We start from the raw sequence: 15,958 nt of genomic DNA, 5'->3' as shown, positions 1-15,958 counted from the left end.
CTATAAATAAAAAAGAAGCTAAAATTAGATAGCTTCTTGAATCTAAATATTATCCTTTAATTGTTAAATATTAAATCAGAGAGAATACCAGATTCGATGCCCTACGCTAAGAATCATATTCTCTCTAACTACTTTACCTAGCCACTACCTGACCATCTAGGTTATTCTCTAATGCCTTAGAGTTTAAAGTGTACTCAGTGAGCTTCCATGAGAGGCTTGTAGGTTCTGTTTGGCGGAGATAAAAGGGTTTGAACCTTTGACCTATTGGTTAACAGCCAATTGCTCTACCTACTGAGCTATATCCCCATATGAGAGAGTTCCCTTTATTGTGGTGTATTCACAACCTATCTCGTGGTGAACAGAATGGGAGTTTAACCCATATCTTATAATCTTATAGGAAAATGCTTTAGTTAAGCTATCTGTTCATATTAATTCCACTGTTTCAGGGTACAATGGAAGAAACCTTTATATATCCCATACTATAAGTAAAGGATTATCTTACAAATTATGATGTCTAATACTATCAACTGTTTGTCCTTTATCGTTTATAACATAAATATCTTCATTCACAGTTGATAATAAGCATTGAACAAATTTATTAGCTTTAGATTTATCTGGAATCTTAAATGTAAACAAATTTACTTTACTTGAATTATTCATATAAATACAATCAGATTTTTGTGTTGCACAATCATAATATTTAGTAACATTATTTGAATTTTTATATCTGTTAATAGATTGTAATGCTAGTGAACTTAGTACCCAATTATGACATTTTGCTAACTCTACATAAGTAATATCATTTATTGCTCTACCAGTTTTACAAAATTCGTCAAATTCCTTGTTAATGCTTCTTACGTAATCTCTTACATCACCTAATCCAACTTTTAAAATGCTTAAATCTTTCACATCTTCAATAAAGAAAGATTCCTCTTTTCTTGGGTTGTTGTTTGTAACTACTTTAATCATCATAATATATCTACTCCTTCTACTACTTTTATTTATAAGCAGATTTAACTGCATTATATTCATATTAAAACGGTTTTGATAGGCTCCGCAACCTCTATTAAATTTGATTTTTCGCAGTTTACTCTGGAATTGAAGTGAGTTTTAGGTCTTCATTCCGACTAAGTTGATACGAGTTTAAAGTCTCCATTCCGACTAATTTAATGTTCCCAATTTCGTATTAACAGGCAAGGGATTACCTAATTTAAAAAACCGGTTATCGCATTACGAATTCCAGATTCTCCTCTCACGCTTGGTGAGTGAGCTAATTTGAATATAGTTTTGTTTATATTCCGCAGGCACTACCATATTACCTATCTCTTTCAATAGATTCTCTATTAACTTGTGCTGCTACAACCAATGTATATTGTAATAATTACTTCAACTATAAAAGCTATTATTACCCACAGAACTGACGGATTCTTTAAAGCTAACGTCTCTTGCTATCAGATATAATTCTCTGTCTGTCTTCTGAATTATATCCTCTCCAACTTATTTCGCCCCACCCTTGGTAGGTTTCAGGCTATCTCCCATTTAGAAAGGTTGGTATGGTTCACCAATAGAAATTTAACACAATCGAGGTTAACTCTAACCTCATATAAAATCATACTTTTAAAATAGGATAAGGCGGGTTGGCACTCCCACATCTCTAATTTCACTTCAACCGTCTTACAAACGAGGTCGGAATATTTACAAAGTGAACAGTATAGACTGCCTGTTTCTACTTCATATCCTATATTGTCTAATATTGTTGTGAGAAGGTGGGTTTCAACCACCACATTTGCCGATTTATATCTCGGTGTCTCTAATTGGACTATTCTCACATTAAAATTTGAACTCAGCCATTTATTCGTCACATGCTGAGGAGTGACAATTAACGCATCTATAAACTACCAAACTTAACGCATTAAATTTCAAGGAAGGTTCGTGTTTGCAATTACGTTGACCTAATTCTATACGCCTTGAAATCAAGTTTTCCAATAGTGATATAAAGTTTGCAAACTCCTCATCTTATCACTATCCATCGAATCGTAGAACATATTTAACAATATTTTCATTGTTAAAACTTTTAACAAAATATAATTTGTCAATAGAATACTACGATGTGTCGGTACTCACATATAATACAAAAGTATGCTGGCTACCTGTTCCAGTCCTCTTATAGTATTCTTTGACAACTCACTGGTCAGGGCTTCTATTCCCTTATTAACACGTATCTGAGTTTTCCAACTCAATTCTTATTTGGTCTATGCTATCGTAATAGTCATAGCCTGTATGATTCTTCTTTACGGGAATTTATACCCATTCGATCTTCGGTAGAGTAACTAACTCAATTCTTATTACCTTGGGTACAGTATAAAATACCTCCACTACGCCATTAAGGATAGATTTCCTTTGACTTGGCAATCTAAAACTATTTAATTAGGATAAGGTGAGTTGACCTTCCCACATCTCTTTATCATAACTCCCTAAACTATTAACGATTTTCAACGGAAGGGTTGACGATCTGCCTTTTTTCGTCCTCTTATCTTAATCATTTATATCTACTTTATAATTTATTAATGAGGTATAAACTTTCATTGGGAGATATAAAGAGAATTCGTCTGCTCTTAGTTTTATCTGAATTTCTTTTTCTTTTACATATGATAAATAGGCTTCAATTTCCGTATTATAATAGCCTAGAAATAATCTTTTTCCTTTGCCATTACGACATCTTGATTCAAATTTATTATGTGCTTTGTTCCAAGTTACACCAATTAGCCATTTGCCTCTTGTTTTATCAGATTTTAGAAGTAAACTATTTATAGCTTGAGGCACTAATACACAAGTACTTGGACTGTAAGTTTTATTACCTTTCATTAAAATATCTTTATCTAATTCCATTCTTTGTCCAGGAACTTTATAATAATTTTCAGTATACCATTGTGCATAATCTTGAAAATGTATAAAATCTAAGGATACAGAGCATCCAATATAAGTTGTATATTTATGTTGAGTATCTCCTCCTATCTCACATCTTTTACACATATTTCTCCAAGTAAAATATTCTCTAGTCATTTTGTCGTTTTCATCATATATTTTAAAGTCACCATTTTCATATATCCCTATTCCTGCAACTAATTTCAATTTTATTCTCCTCCCAAATTTAAGTCTAAAAGAACCTATGTGTTTCTTTTAGAAATCTAGGTGGTTGGTGTTCTCCAACAAATCCCCTGAAATTTTCTACCTCTAATTAAATATTATTACTTTAATTTTTCGCCAAAGTAATAAATGCTAGTAAGTCTTAATCTTACACTCGTAAGGATAAATATTTACATGATAATCCCTCCTCTTTACGTACTCTCTGAGCATTGGGTTTGATTCTTATTACATATAATTAGTCCTCAAAAACTTCATCCATAACATCTTGATAGAAATCTCTTGATTCTCTAGCTAAATCTTCTTTTCCCTTTGAATATGCTAAATTATAGAGTAAATCTAAATTGCAGCCTAAACATTCACCATTCATTATTTCCTCGGCAACAACTTGGATAATATCCTCTTTTGTAACTTCCACCTCTTCTTCACAACCACAACATTCATTATTACAATCACACATTAATAATTCCTCCTCATATTCCTAAAAGTGGGCAATATTCTACATATTAACGTCCCCGTTACCCTCGGAGGAACCTCTGTGTCAGATAAACACATTTTGTAAATCAGAAATCATGACCACCTACACTTTCTCCCTTATCGGGGCTATTGGGCAGCAGTTAAAACTCTTTAGTAAACTAGGCATAATTTTTTTACCACTAGTGATATTTTCATATCAGTACATAATATTATTATTTAATTGTTCTAAACCCTATATCATAAATACATTCGTCACCATTCTCATAATATATTTTCATTACTTGTGATGGAGTTCCACTAAATCTATGATCTTGAGCAAACTGATCTAATCCTACAAATGCACCATTAATCAACGTTTTACTCTTAAATGCGAAATTATGGAAATGACCCATATGACATTCATCGAATAAAACTCCTAACATTTGCGATAATTTTATAACTGCACTTTCTGGACGATCCTTGTGCCCATGTATCGAAATAATCTTCTTACCAAACACTACATAAGTAATCATTTCACTGTCATAAATATTTTCTTTAAATTCTATATTGTTAACATCTTTTAATCTTGTTTTTAAATGCCATAATATTAAATATTCAAAGTTTTCCTCAGACATGTGTTCCTTATAATTAGCAACAACTCTAGCATGATTTCCTACAGAGAAATAAATATTAATCTTTTCTAATTTATCTGATAAATTATGAATCATTTCTGCTAACATTTCTGCACATATCATTGTCTGATTTATAATAGTTTCTTGCTGATATAATCTAGTTGTAACATGAATTATTCCTGAAACTAAATCACCAAGAATTTCTAAATTTAGTTCCCTTACATTATGAATTTTACAATATTCAATAGTCTTTAACTCTAAAGTCTTAAGATATTCTTTTGCAATCTCAATATTATAAGTATTTAAATACGTATCTACTTCAATTCCTAAATGTAAGTCACTAAGGAGCAAAGAGGCTATTTGTTCTCCACTTTTAACAGATGTTCTATTAGAGAGTAAAGGTTTAGTCGTATTTAAATTTCTAGCCTCTTCTTGAACAACATCTTTCATTTCTTCCCATCTAGCTTCAACTCTGACAAATGCATTATACATTCTTCGTTCATCCTGAAGTTTAACTTTTTCTTTATATGATTCTTCTTTAGCCTTGACAAACTTTTGTATATATTCATCTCCAGCAGTATCTACAATATTGTCTATTTTCTTATCTTCAAAGAATTTTAATGTCTGATATCCTCCAAATGGAGCTTGAACGGCCTTTCTCAATGTATCATAATGAATAGTCAATCCCATCATAGAAACCATATCAGCCCATTCTAAGTTATCAGGCTTATCTTCAACTTTTATTTTAATCAGTCTTAAACCATATTCAAAATCTGATTCATTCTCTAATCTCTTTAATTCCTCAGTCACCTTCCATCCTCCTCATCTCCTTAATATTTTACTTATTCTTTAATTTTAAATTCTTGTCCACATTTAAGACATTTAATTTCTAATTCTTCATCAGCAGATGTTATTTTATTACCACACCCACAAATATATTTAGCTATAGGTTTTCTTTCAACTGGTTCTTTAAACTTAGTTACTTTTAAATTAAGACCAGGCACATTTAAACAAAGAGATAATTCTTCACTTAAATTACGTTCTACTAATTCACCCTCAATATTCTCAGATACAAATAACTTACCTTCTTTTTCTGATATAGTTCCATTCTCAAATTTTAAAATTGCCATTAATAATCAATCTCCTTCATTTCCTTATTATTATTTAATTATTGTAAAGTTATTACTACTTCATATGTTTTATCAAATATATCAGGCTTCGCTTCCCCTAGTATATAATTTGATGCTCTATCTAATAGCATTGGATTATCTTTAAAAAATCCTAAGCCCTTATTACAACTAGAACAGAGCATACCTCTTATTCTACCTGATTGATGTGAATGATCAATCACTAAATTTTCTAAACTTCCACAAATAACACATACTCTTTTTAAGTTTTCATATTCTTCTTTTGTTATTCCATAAGAGCTTTTAGCTTTAGTAAATGCAACTCTTTCTTTATTATTATTAACCCATGTTCTATGTTCTTCTGTACATTTTTCTTTCTCGTTTTTCCATCTATTACTTGAACTTTTTCTACAACATTCCTTGCACCAACTAGTTAATTTGCCTTTATTCCTACCTTTCTTTTCAACATAAAAACAGTCATCTTCTTTAGTCTCTTTACACTTAGAGCAAGTCTTCATTGTAATCTACACTTTCGTAACTTAATGTGAACACACTGGGTTTACATGGATAAAACTCTCCAGGAACCCCTTTGATAATATAATCTTTAGGTGAAGCATGTAATTCTCCTTCTAATGTTGAAATTACAATTTCTCCATTTCTATTTTCAGCATAACCTCCACAAAACTCTTCAATTTCTACAATATTTCCATCAAATTGAATTGCATCAATAATGACTGGTTTCTTTCTAAATTTCATAATATAATCTCCTTTATTCACTTATTTTTTAAGTAAGGGTGGAAGGAAATTACCTTCCCTATCATCGCCCTATTAAATGTTATTGTTTAATTGTTATAAAAAATTTGAGAATATGCCTATTACGGGAATAATCTCTGCATAAAAGTTTAGAACTAGTACCTTTTTATGCATGGAGAGCTTCATTATTTTTATCCCCTCCATATTACCTAAGATTGCTTTCCCTGTATGCATTGATACCACTGGGTTAAGACACTATCGAAATAAAAAAGACAGATTTTTTACCTTAAAATTTAGCCATTTTTAACAATATAATGAATATTATAGATGTTAATTACCTCCTTACCTTCAGTTTTCCCATAGATTTCTTTGATTATTTCTATCTTATCTTTTGATTCCTCAAATAAGGGGATAAACTTATCCTTTTGTGTTTGATATAATGTATTTAATACATTCCTAGAATTTTTATCCAACTCTGTTTTAACCAATATTCCATTATTTAATTTAACAGACTTTTGATCTAGATTATATATTACTTTTTTAATTGTTTCGCTAGTTACTTTTAATCGTTTCATACTTGTTATATGTTTTTTTCTTAATGCTATAACTTCTTTATATTTTTCTTCAGGACTTGTATTTTCGTTTATCCATATGCTATTTATTCCATCTTTTAAAAGCTTACATTTTTCGACTATATTATCTGCTTGTTTACTATTAGCCCCACTCAATTTTATATTAACTTCTTTGGAAAATAACTCTCCAAAAGTTACAACTGGATTATCACCCCTTCTATAAGCCTGTGTTATTTTTCTAATTTCTACATTTATAATATTAATTAAATAATCCATAGAAGTTCGATGTTTATCATAATTTATAGCTTTAACTTTATTTTTCTTACCTTTTGACAGAAATTTAAAAAAAGCTGGTTTCTTTTTTCCATAAACATATTTTTTTCTTATATCTTCTAGTTCAAGTTTATTGTCAATAGAAAACTCTTTTTTGGCTTTATCTATTTCTATACAACTCATAACATCTAATTGACTAATTGTAGCGTATAAATCTTCTTGCCATTTAGTAGGAGTTACAAGCTTTTTAGAATTTATAGAATCCCAAAGTTTGCTATTTAATATTTGTGAACAATTAATTATTTCTCCTATTAAATTTTTAGATGTTTTAATATCTAAATCACATTTTTCTTCAGGAGTGTTTAATCTTTTAACTTTTTTAGCTTCAACCTTACTTGTAGGAACTAAATATTTATCATAATTTAATCGAGCTCTCGAAATTAATAATTTATTATCACTCAAAAGTAAGCTATCGCTGTCGAAATCTGCCGAACTAAGTCGTTCTAAAGTATTTATTTGTACTGAATTTATATGAATTATTTGTTTACTGGAATTAAAATATTCTAAAATTTTATCTGCTTTTTCTTTATTAGTATTTGTTGACAACCATATATTACCAATTGTAACGTGTGGAGATCTTGAGCCAATAAGAGGTTTTTTATATGGAAAATTACTACAGAATACTTCGTCACCATTTAATAGACTATCTCCTTTAAATAAGGATTCACCATTATTATTAATATCTTTACAGCTTGATTTTAACATTTCTAGTCCATTCCCACATAAAACGCTATACGTACCATGAATTAAAATATGCCCTTTTTTCATATTTTTTATATAACTTTTTATAGAATCTTGCCTAAAATTATTAAACAAATCAGTATTCTCAAACTTATTATTTAGTTGTAACATAGTCATTATAAATTCATCTGTAGAGCTCATACTTCCATATTCTATATTATCTTTTATCTTAATATGAAGATGTTCTCTAAAAACTCTTATATCCGTTTTTAATAATTTTACATAATCTAAACTATCTTTTAAAAATACTTTCATATCTTTTTCAGATAATTGCAAAGTATTAAGCAACTGATAATGCGTTTGAACCATTCTTCCCTTAAAATAATGTGTAGGTTTTTCATATTTAACTATTCCAAAAGTTGAACTTAATTTATTTGTATAAGCATCCCATGTTCCAAATTTAAGATACTTTATACTAGAAGGAGTTGTAATAAATAAGACATCCTTTATATCTTTAGCTAAAGTTTTACCATTAAGCTGATTAACAGAGGTTATCCCATTATCCTTAAAAAAATCTTGAATGTTACAATTAAAGCAACATGATTTTAAAAATCTATTTCTCAGTAATAACATACCTTTATCTTTGTAATCTTTAGGTATCAGACTTAAATCAATTAAGCTCTCCCCATCCCATATCGAATTCGTTATAATAGTTTTTTTAGGTTCTGTGCTCAACCTATCTCTACTATCTTTTTCTCCCTTGTCATTAATATAAGACTCTTTAATCACTTCTGTAACCATTGCAGTATCCGGGAAGATACTTTCATAATCATCAATAATCAATATATTCTTAGGTTGGATTTCCATTGTATCTATAATGCTTGACGTTGTAAGACTAATATAAGCTTCGAGAGCAGCCAAATCAATTTCATTATCCACATCAAAATTTAAGCCCATCATCGACCATTCAAGCATATCCCCATATAATTTCTTTTCTATAAATAAACATTTACCTACTCTACTCGATCCACTTGACCTTTTAAATCTTACATATTCTATAATTTCTTTTTCAGAATACTTTATATTAAATCCTTCTTTGTATAATTCTTTTCTAGTTTCTCCTGCTGTTGAAATTATTGTTGTTCCGGTAGTAGTTAAATATATTTTGTCTTCTTTTACTCCAAACCCCTTGGGTAATTGCTTGGATTTTAATGTAGTATGAGCTCCTATTTCAACAGATTGAATTAAATTATCTTTTATATATACACCATCAATAAAAATAATATCTTTTATGAGTTTATTATCTAAATCGCTATCCAAATGAACATAATATTCTTTATCTTTAATAGTTATAAGATTATATTCTTTAACGTTGTATTTAAAAGTGACATTAACAACTCTATTAGTATATTGTTTTTCTTCTTCTTGATAGAAAATATTAGCCTTTTCTTTTTTATTTTTATAAACCGATTGTGCTATTTTTTCTATCTGAATAGCTTCTAAACTATAATCCAAGGCTGCTTTAAATTTTCTCCCTTTTTTAATTTCCATTGTTCTTTTATATAAATCTTTACCTTCTATCGAATAAATATATGTCGATTGTTTCTCTAGCATAAGCAATGTCTCCTTTGAATTTTATTATTTGAATTTTATCTATAAAGAATGATGTGTCAGTATTGTTAAATCGTTTAATAATTCTGGTGTTTCCTCAAACACAAATACCTTTAGCCAACTATATTTTAAATTATCCTGGGTATTGAGGAATTTGTGCTTTTTTAAACACATAAGTTCCTCGAATATTCTTTTTGAATATATTTTTTTAACTTTCATATCAAAAGCTCCTTTACGTTCTTTTATCATTTAAATCAATAGTAATTATTTCTCCATTTGGTCTACTATCCATGCGTGCATAAAATCTTCTACTGTTGCATCATCTGGATCATCCCCATACTCATAAGTACTTTGTTCCATTCGTTTAGTAAACACATAATCGCAAATTCCATGGTCGTACCATTGAGGATCAAAGTTTGGACTGCATTCATCTCTGCAATATTTTTGATTCGGATAGAATGTTTCAAATTCTATGCCACATCCTTCACAATTCTTTATTTGCATTTCTCTCTTTATCCCATCTTGCGTATTTGTACATATGTTGTAACCAATTTCACCAAATGGCTTAAGATGGTCTAAATATTCTTGTTCTCTTTCAAATTGTTTATCTTCTGCTATTTCTTCTAATATAAGAAATTCAAACTTTGACTTACCATATTTATTCCATGCACTTTGTAAATGAATGTTGTGATGCTCATTTTTATTTAAAGCATCTTTATGCTCTTTCACTCTTCTTTTAATATTATTTGTACTTCCAATATAAAATTTACCATTTTCTTTATTTAATATTTTATAAATATAACTCATAGTATAATCTCTCCTTTGAATATTATTGTTTAATTGTTCTATGCTCTAATTAAAAATTGTTCTAATTCATATTCTCCATATTCCTTAATATACTCCTGATTCTCCTCAGAATTCATATACTCTTTTTCATAAGCATTAACTTTCTCCACCTTCTCATCAAACTCAAAACTATTAATTTTCTCCATCAAAATTTACCTCAATTTGCAATAACGCACTCATAGCAGCAATTTCTTTCTGTAGATTTTTTAATTCTTTTATAATATCTAATAAATTTGGTGTATCTAAAACTATCTGATCTCCAACACATTTTAAAGCACTATCAATCTTAGTAAAATAACCAATATCTTCATAGCTTATCTTCCCAACATTCTCAGGAAGAGTCATCCTTCCAGCTTTTGTTATTTTCCTCTGTTTTACCACGAATTGAAGTGAATCTGATTCAATCCTAAATTTTCCATTTCCCAATTCTATTTGCATTAATAATTCCTCCTTAATATTCTTCCTTACTTAAACCCTTATATAAACCACTTTACTCTCTACCTATACAATTACACCAAATAACTACTCGCATGCCTCTACCAACCTCTCAGCTAACCTAAAACATCATCCTAATCATTAGTTATCCTTTAATTGTTATTTAAGGTTAAATTCAACACTTTCTACCGCAGCACTATTAATAACGACATTACGACATTTATTTGAATCACTTATATCTGTCTGATGATAACTCATCGTATTTACATTCGACATTGTTCCACATATATAAGTAATCATATCCTGCGCTTCTTTCATTTCATTAGTCACTACATATTCTTTACCACTTGTTAATGTAATTCTCCATTTATAACCCAATATTATCACTTCCTTTCATTTATTACCTTTAAATATATTATATAACAGTATTGTTTAATTGTCAAATATTATTTAAAATATTCATCTTTAAATTCTTGGCTGCTCCATCTTTTAAATCCTTCATCATCTTTCTTAAAATAGCCAACAAAATTATAATCCTTCATAGTAATTCTAGTCCATCTATTATCTACTGCAATAAATTCATATTCCTTATCCTTAGTAAATAAAATATCACTATCAGTTTTAACCGATTCCTTACAAATTAATAACATAATTTAATCCTCCTACCATAATTTTATTTTCTTATCTTCTAATATATTATATCCATCCACTTCAAACTCAACATTCTCATTATCAAATACTACTATACTATTTTCAAGTCCTTGATTGATAAGAGCTTCTAATATTTCTTTTAGTTCCTTAACAGTCATAACTAATCCTCCTTCCCAATTAATTCAAAGCATTGACATTCTTCAGCCATTAATAAATCTGTTATAACCATTTCCCCTTGATGACAATATCTGATTATATGAAGAGGTCTTACATATTCTATTAACTCATGAGCTACACAATCACTACATTTTTTACTCTTTAAATATTCTTTAAATCTAGTTAAATCGTGTAGTCCACATTCATCTAATTTACTCATTTAAGTTTTCCTCCAATTCATCTATTGTTTCAAGTAACATTTGATTTTCTGCTACTAAATTTTTATGATCTTGAATCAAATTCTCATATTCCACCAAAGTCATTTCTACTCTATCCCAATATTTAATCATAATTAATCATTTTTAATATTCCTCCTTCTATTTCTTTATAAATACAAAATAACCTAATACAAACATTTCAATTACAACAACTATAGTAATTATTATTTTTAAACTTAAATCCATATAACCTAAACCTCCTTTCTCAAATATTACATTGTACTATTATATAACCATTCAATTTCTTTTTCTAAAGGTTCATATCCATATTTATATTGCATATTATTCCTCCTATAAATCAAATTTTTTAATAATAAAATTGGCTATTTTTAGTAACTGTCCTTTATCTAATACAAAACTAGCTTCTTTGCCAACTCCGCCATCGGGAGCATCCTCTGTTATAGTAATTTCAACAACGTTAGGGTTTTCATCCTCGTTTAATATTAACTTATCTCCAAATCCATCATAAAATTTCATAAATCTAAACCTCCTTTCTAATTACTATTATTTACTATACACTTAGTTTACTAGAGTATTGTTTAGTTGTCAATAGTTTTTTAAAAATAAATTTAAAAGTTTCTTAATTGTGATCTAATACTATTACTAGTAAAATATTTATGACAATCCCACTTTGTCTTTGCCCATGCTACATATTTCTTCTGATTTTCAGTAGCAGAGTCTTTCTTCCATTCAGCATCAGGATATGCAAAACTCTTAGGATTCTTAATATTATCTTCTACATATTGAATTGCATCAGTTACATTTTCAAAACTATCAACATAATCAACTGATTTACTATCTTTTTTAGTTATAACTTTATATATTAAAAATTCTCCATCTCCAGATTCTATCGCCATGTGATGATCAGAACTTTCTGAAACTGCATAAATATTAGGAGATACTTTCATCCAATCATAACTAACATCTGCAAAAGCTCTATGCATTTCCTTATTAAATAATTTAATCTGTTTAGCTACTAATTCTAATTGTTCTATTCTAGCCGTTTCAATCTTTTCACGTTCTATTCTAACTGCCTCAGCTTCATTTCTTTTATCTTCTCTAGCTTCATTCAAAGTCTGACCTTTCTTGAAATTAACATCAAATAAACTTTCCATATCCATTAAATCATGAGAGCTACATACATCTTTAAAATCCATTACCAAGCAATCTTTTTTATTCTTAAATATCCTGAGCCCTCTACCTAGAATTTGTGTAAATAATATTTTACTCTTAGTTGGCCGAGCATATATAATACAATTAGTTTGTGGATCATCAAATCCAGTGGTTAAAACTCCTACATTACATAATACATCAATCTTTCCGGTTTTATATTGTTTAAGAACTTTTTCTCTATCAGATTGGGATAATGTAGAATCTATATTATTACATCTAATTCCTTGATTTACAAACTCTTGTTTTAAATCCTCACAATGTTCAATTCCACTTGCAAATACTAATGTGTGTTTTCTATCTATAGCAAATTCCTTATAAGCTTTTACTATTAAGTCATTTCTATAATCATTATTTACAGTTAATTCTAATTGCCTTTGATTAAATTCACCTGCTACAGTTTTAACCGCTGCAAGACTAGTCTTAGTAGAAACTTGAATTACTTTAGGCTCCACTAGATAATTATTATCTATCATATATAAAATATCTTTGCTATATAATATTTCTTTGAATACATTAGTTATATCCTTAGAAAATGGAGTTGCTGTGAATCCTATAATTTTACTTTTAGTAGTATCTATTTTAGAAAGTATCTTATCAATTTGTGATACTGCTTGATGAGCTTCATCAAATATAATCAATCCAAACTCTCCATGAGAAATCATCCTTTGTATTCTTGTAGACTTTTTATGTGTTAATGATTGTCTTGTACTACATACTATCTTGTTACCTACTTCATCTAAAGTCCCTTGTACAGAGCCTATATCTAAATCTGGATTAGTTTCTCTTAATTTATCTATTGTTTGTTCTCTTAATTCTGTCGATGGTAAAATTATTAATGTTCTCGATATATTTCTTGCAGCTACATCTGCCATTACTACAGTTTTACCAGCTCCTGTAGATAATACAATCAATCCTGGTTTATTACTTGACATACTTTCTATAGAACTAATTGCTTCAACTTGATAATCTCTTAATTGATAACTCATACTACTTCTCCTTTACTATTTAATTATTATTCCACCTATTAAAAAATATACTACTTGCGGAGGTACGAACGCAAAATCTTTTGAACTAGTAAAAATACATCTGCATAAATAGATACAATTGATTTATTAAAGTCCCACACCTTTAACTATATAATCTTATATATAGATTTCTTAGTTAAACAGGTGGGACTTTAATATTAAAGTATTTTAGATATGATTATATAATTCTTAGCAATCCTTTTACTTTCTACTATTTTATCTTCTCTTTTTACTTTAGATATTGCATACTGCAAATCTAGTTGAATTCTTAATATTGATTCTAATATACTAGGCTTTAATTTTTTAGTCCTGTAGTCAATATTACTTCCAACAGTAATTAATTGTTTAATTATTAAATTTGACAATTCCTGTTGTTCAGTACTATATAATTTTTTACCTACTATAGTATCTAAATACTTCTCTAAAGTCTCAATTTCACTTGTTAAAATAGGAATTTCTTCTATAGTTTCATAGGTATTTTCTTCATAAGTTTCATCATATAATCCTAACCAATTTAAAGCTTCTTCTGCAAAGGCATCTTCTCCTCGTGCATCAAATTTATCTATCATATATAGACACATTTCATTATCTTTATACACTTTACTTGCACCCATATAGTTTATAATAAATTTTCCATCCTTATGATAAAATATATCTTCATATTCTCCTAAATCTCCTAATTTATCTTCATATTTACGCAAGAACTCGTTATAGTCAGTATTAAATAAATTAATAGCGTCTAATTTAGGTTGAATTTTAAATTTTTGGTTACATAGAAATGTTTTTTTATAAAGTTTTGGAATATACAAATCAATTTCTCTAGCATCTTCTATATTTACTCTAATACGCCCTAAGCATTGTTTAAAGGTAATAAAGTCATATTCAAATATAATTATACTTTTAACTAAATCATCATTAATATTAATTCCATTATCTAGAGCTTTAGTACAAATTAAAACTTTAGTAGTAAACTTACAACTAGTTATTATACTATCGACTTCAGCGTTTTGACTTCCTGCTCTTATAAATTCTGTTGAAATACCTTTGTCTAATAATTCTTTTTTTAAATCTTCCCCTATTTGCTTTTTAGTTACAAATAGTATCCATTTATTATTACTGCTATCATTAATTATTAAGTTTTTAACAATATCTATATTATTATTGAATATGATTGGATTAATATAACTGTAATCTTCACCTGTTTCATAGATAATAGGTTCTGATGAATCTGGATGCTCCTGATTGGCTTTTATTGTCATATCTTTTAAATGTACCATAGTTGCTGATATAAAAATTCTAGTTATATTAGGTAGATAATCCTTAAGTAATGTATCTACAGATATTCTGCAGCTAGTATTAAATCCAGAATCGGATGTCATATAATGAACTTCATCACAAATTATGTAGTTATACATATTGATCTTAAATTTCTCTCCTCCGTATTCTTCATCAAGTATTCGCTCCTGCATTGATTGATAACTCATGATAGTAACATTTTTTATTTTAGATAGTTTGTCTAACTCCTTTAATTCTGGTATTGGCATATTAAATTGCTTTAATAAGTCTATTTTTACTTGTCTTTTGAGATTTTTTCTATTACAGATATATAATACTTCTTGTCCTTGTTTTTTTAGATGTGATATTAGGACATTACATATAAAATATGTCTTTCCGCAGCCTGTTTGGGCTTGTAATAGAATAATATCTCCTTTTGACCATTGTTTATAATCTTCTCCGATTGTTTCTGTTACCCATTTTAATTTCAACTTCTTTTGCATTTACCTTTTCTCCTTTATTATAATATTATTTAATTGTTTAATGTAGAAATATTCTCCTTAAATTATATCCCTAGTTATAGTATGCAATGTCCTTGTTTAATTGTCAATAAGAATATTAAAAATAAATTAAATATATTTATACAAAAGAAAAGAGCTCTAAAGCTCCTTTAAAATGGCTTAAAACTAAAAGCTGAAATAGAGGGTATCCGTAAGGCTATCTGAGAGGTCATATGAGCGAGTTTAGTCTGTAGGTATATAATTGTATTAAAGTTGAGGTTATATAGTCTGTAGGATTGATTAGATAAGG

At 28.6% G+C, this 15,958-nt stretch carries 20 protein-coding genes and 2 tRNA genes; all 22 read right to left on the bottom strand.

Features of this window, described 5'->3' with window-relative positions; all coding sequences use genetic code 11:
• Nucleotides 1–230: 230 nt before the first annotated feature.
• A tRNA-Asn gene (locus tag JJD95_RS01165) sits at nucleotides 231–306 on the bottom strand.
• A 46-nt stretch (nucleotides 307–352) separates the two neighbouring features.
• Nucleotides 353–425, bottom strand: a tRNA-Arg gene (locus JJD95_RS01160).
• Nucleotides 426–498: 73 nt separating this feature from the next.
• The gene (locus tag JJD95_RS01155; RefSeq protein ID WP_291639487.1) at nucleotides 499–972 is read right to left on the bottom strand and encodes a hypothetical protein; all 474 of its coding nucleotides are present in this window, start codon (nucleotides 970–972) and stop codon (nucleotides 499–501) included.
• 1,563 nt (nucleotides 973–2,535) lie between these two features.
• Entirely contained in the window at nucleotides 2,536–3,132 is a 597-nt protein-coding gene (locus JJD95_RS01150; RefSeq protein WP_291639485.1) for a hypothetical protein, read from the bottom strand.
• Nucleotides 3,133–3,382: 250 nt separating this feature from the next.
• Nucleotides 3,383–3,604 carry a hypothetical protein gene (locus JJD95_RS01145; RefSeq protein WP_291639483.1) on the bottom strand — a complete coding sequence of 74 codons (222 nt, stop codon included), beginning with the start codon at nucleotides 3,602–3,604 and terminating at the stop codon, nucleotides 3,383–3,385.
• 229 nt (nucleotides 3,605–3,833) lie between these two features.
• Nucleotides 3,834–5,042 carry a hypothetical protein gene (locus tag JJD95_RS01140; RefSeq protein WP_291639481.1) on the bottom strand — a complete coding sequence of 403 codons (1,209 nt, stop codon included), beginning with the start codon at nucleotides 5,040–5,042 and terminating at the stop codon, nucleotides 3,834–3,836.
• A 32-nt stretch (nucleotides 5,043–5,074) separates the two neighbouring features.
• Nucleotides 5,075–5,362 (bottom strand): hypothetical protein, encoded by a 288-nt coding sequence (locus JJD95_RS01135; RefSeq protein WP_291639479.1) that lies wholly within the window; start codon nucleotides 5,360–5,362, stop codon nucleotides 5,075–5,077.
• A 38-nt stretch (nucleotides 5,363–5,400) separates the two neighbouring features.
• Nucleotides 5,401–5,877 carry an endonuclease domain-containing protein gene (locus JJD95_RS01130; protein WP_291639477.1) on the bottom strand — a complete coding sequence of 159 codons (477 nt, stop codon included), beginning with the start codon at nucleotides 5,875–5,877 and terminating at the stop codon, nucleotides 5,401–5,403.
• On the bottom strand, nucleotides 5,861–6,115 hold the full coding sequence (locus JJD95_RS01125) for a hypothetical protein (RefSeq protein ID WP_367114765.1): 255 nt from the start codon (nucleotides 6,113–6,115) through the stop codon (nucleotides 5,861–5,863). Before JJD95_RS01125 ends, JJD95_RS01130 begins: the two co-directional genes overlap by 17 nt.
• A gap of 290 nt (nucleotides 6,116–6,405) precedes the next feature.
• Nucleotides 6,406–9,312, bottom strand: a complete 2,907-nt coding sequence (locus JJD95_RS01120; RefSeq protein ID WP_291639475.1) for a hypothetical protein — start codon at nucleotides 9,310–9,312, stop codon at nucleotides 6,406–6,408.
• 39 nt (nucleotides 9,313–9,351) lie between these two features.
• Nucleotides 9,352–9,528 (bottom strand): hypothetical protein, encoded by a 177-nt coding sequence (locus tag JJD95_RS01115; protein ID WP_291639473.1) that lies wholly within the window; start codon nucleotides 9,526–9,528, stop codon nucleotides 9,352–9,354.
• Nucleotides 9,529–9,573: 45 nt separating this feature from the next.
• Nucleotides 9,574–10,116, bottom strand: a complete 543-nt coding sequence (locus JJD95_RS01110; RefSeq protein WP_291639471.1) for a GIY-YIG nuclease family protein — start codon at nucleotides 10,114–10,116, stop codon at nucleotides 9,574–9,576.
• A gap of 38 nt (nucleotides 10,117–10,154) precedes the next feature.
• Nucleotides 10,155–10,301, bottom strand: coding sequence for a hypothetical protein (locus JJD95_RS01105; protein WP_291639469.1), 147 nt, complete (start codon nucleotides 10,299–10,301; stop codon nucleotides 10,155–10,157).
• The gene (locus tag JJD95_RS01100; protein ID WP_291639467.1) at nucleotides 10,288–10,593 is read right to left on the bottom strand and encodes a hypothetical protein; all 306 of its coding nucleotides are present in this window, start codon (nucleotides 10,591–10,593) and stop codon (nucleotides 10,288–10,290) included. Before JJD95_RS01100 ends, JJD95_RS01105 begins: the two co-directional genes overlap by 14 nt.
• Nucleotides 10,594–10,749: 156 nt before the next feature.
• Nucleotides 10,750–10,968 carry a hypothetical protein gene (locus tag JJD95_RS01095; RefSeq protein ID WP_291639465.1) on the bottom strand — a complete coding sequence of 73 codons (219 nt, stop codon included), beginning with the start codon at nucleotides 10,966–10,968 and terminating at the stop codon, nucleotides 10,750–10,752.
• A 68-nt stretch (nucleotides 10,969–11,036) separates the two neighbouring features.
• Nucleotides 11,037–11,240 (bottom strand): hypothetical protein, encoded by a 204-nt coding sequence (locus JJD95_RS01090; protein WP_291639463.1) that lies wholly within the window; start codon nucleotides 11,238–11,240, stop codon nucleotides 11,037–11,039.
• A 12-nt stretch (nucleotides 11,241–11,252) separates the two neighbouring features.
• Nucleotides 11,253–11,399 (bottom strand): hypothetical protein, encoded by a 147-nt coding sequence (locus tag JJD95_RS01085; RefSeq protein ID WP_291639461.1) that lies wholly within the window; start codon nucleotides 11,397–11,399, stop codon nucleotides 11,253–11,255.
• Between the two features lie 2 nt (nucleotides 11,400–11,401).
• Nucleotides 11,402–11,617 (bottom strand): hypothetical protein, encoded by a 216-nt coding sequence (locus tag JJD95_RS01080; protein WP_291639459.1) that lies wholly within the window; start codon nucleotides 11,615–11,617, stop codon nucleotides 11,402–11,404.
• On the bottom strand, nucleotides 11,610–11,747 hold the full coding sequence (locus JJD95_RS01075; protein WP_291639457.1) for a hypothetical protein: 138 nt from the start codon (nucleotides 11,745–11,747) through the stop codon (nucleotides 11,610–11,612). The genes JJD95_RS01080 and JJD95_RS01075 overlap by 8 nt, the downstream gene beginning before the upstream one ends.
• A gap of 219 nt (nucleotides 11,748–11,966) precedes the next feature.
• On the bottom strand, nucleotides 11,967–12,152 hold the full coding sequence (locus JJD95_RS01070; protein WP_291639455.1) for a hypothetical protein: 186 nt from the start codon (nucleotides 12,150–12,152) through the stop codon (nucleotides 11,967–11,969).
• A 92-nt stretch (nucleotides 12,153–12,244) separates the two neighbouring features.
• Entirely contained in the window at nucleotides 12,245–13,834 is a 1,590-nt protein-coding gene (locus JJD95_RS01065) for a DEAD/DEAH box helicase (RefSeq protein ID WP_291639453.1), read from the bottom strand.
• A 197-nt stretch (nucleotides 13,835–14,031) separates the two neighbouring features.
• Entirely contained in the window at nucleotides 14,032–15,651 is a 1,620-nt protein-coding gene (locus tag JJD95_RS01060; protein ID WP_291639452.1) for a DEAD/DEAH box helicase family protein, read from the bottom strand.
• Nucleotides 15,652–15,958: the final 307 nt, after the last annotated feature.

This window comes from Clostridium sp. (genome assembly GCF_016650035.1).
In the GTDB taxonomy this organism is placed as follows: domain Bacteria; phylum Bacillota; class Clostridia; order Clostridiales; family Clostridiaceae; genus Clostridium_AD.
Note: the sequence above shows the minus strand (reverse complement) of the source record. Positions and strands in the feature narration are given on the sequence as shown.